This window comes from Myxococcus sp. CA040A, assembly GCF_013336725.1.
In the GTDB taxonomy this organism is placed as follows: Bacteria; Myxococcota; Myxococcia; order Myxococcales; family Myxococcaceae; genus Myxococcus; species Myxococcus llanfairpwllgwyngyllgogerychwyrndrobwllllantysiliogogogochensis.
This window is the reverse complement of record NZ_JABUMR010000045.1, coordinates 1-706: the sequence shown is the minus strand read 5'-3', so window position 1 is coordinate 706 and position 706 is coordinate 1. Positions and strand designations below refer to the sequence as shown.

The 706-nt window shown below is 69.7% G+C and carries 1 protein-coding gene; it reads right to left on the bottom strand.

Annotation, left to right across the window (positions count from 1 at the left end; all coding sequences use genetic code 11):
• Positions 1 to 706, bottom strand: a 706-nt coding sequence (locus HUA75_RS46025; protein ID WP_254628134.1) for a condensation domain-containing protein, incomplete at both ends; no start/stop codon positions are given.

Genomic DNA, 706 nt, shown 5'->3' with positions numbered 1-706 from the left:
CGGCGACGTCGGCGGAGCGACCCGAGGTGGTGGCGCCGAAGAGGATGTCCTGCTCACCGGTGTGACGTGAGAGCACCAGCGTCCAAGCGGCCTGGACCAGTGCATTGAGGGTGAGGTGGTGCTGGCGCACGAAGGCCTGGAGGTCCGTGGTGAGTTGCGCGGGCAGCCAGACGTTCAGGTGCTGACGCCGGAGCACCGAGTCCGGGCTTCGGGGAAGCGCACCGGGCAAGGGCGTGGGCGCGGTGAAGCCCCGCAGCGTCTTGCGCCAGTAGTGCTCCGCGGGCTCCAGGGACTGGCGCTGGAGCCAGGCGATGTAGTCGCGGAAGGAGGTCGACTCACTCTCCGCCGGGAGTCGGCCGGAGCGGACCTGCTCGTAGGTGGTGAAGAGTTCCTGGAAGAGGAGACCGAGGCTCCAGCCATCCACGATGAGGTGGTGCAGCGTCCAGAGGACGCGCCACGCGCGCTCATCCGTGCGGATGACCGTCAGTCGCAGCAGCGGTGGTGTGCTCAGGTCGAAGCCCCGAGCACGGTCCTCGGAGATGAGGGTGTCGAAGCGGCGCTGCTGCTCGGCCTCATCCACGCCGCGCCAGTCGTGCTCCTCCCAGGGGAGGGTGGCCTCCGGGTGGACCCACTGGAGGGGCTGGCCCGCGTCCTCGGGGACGAAGGACGTGCGCAGCGAGGGCTGCCGCTGGATGACGGCTTCCCA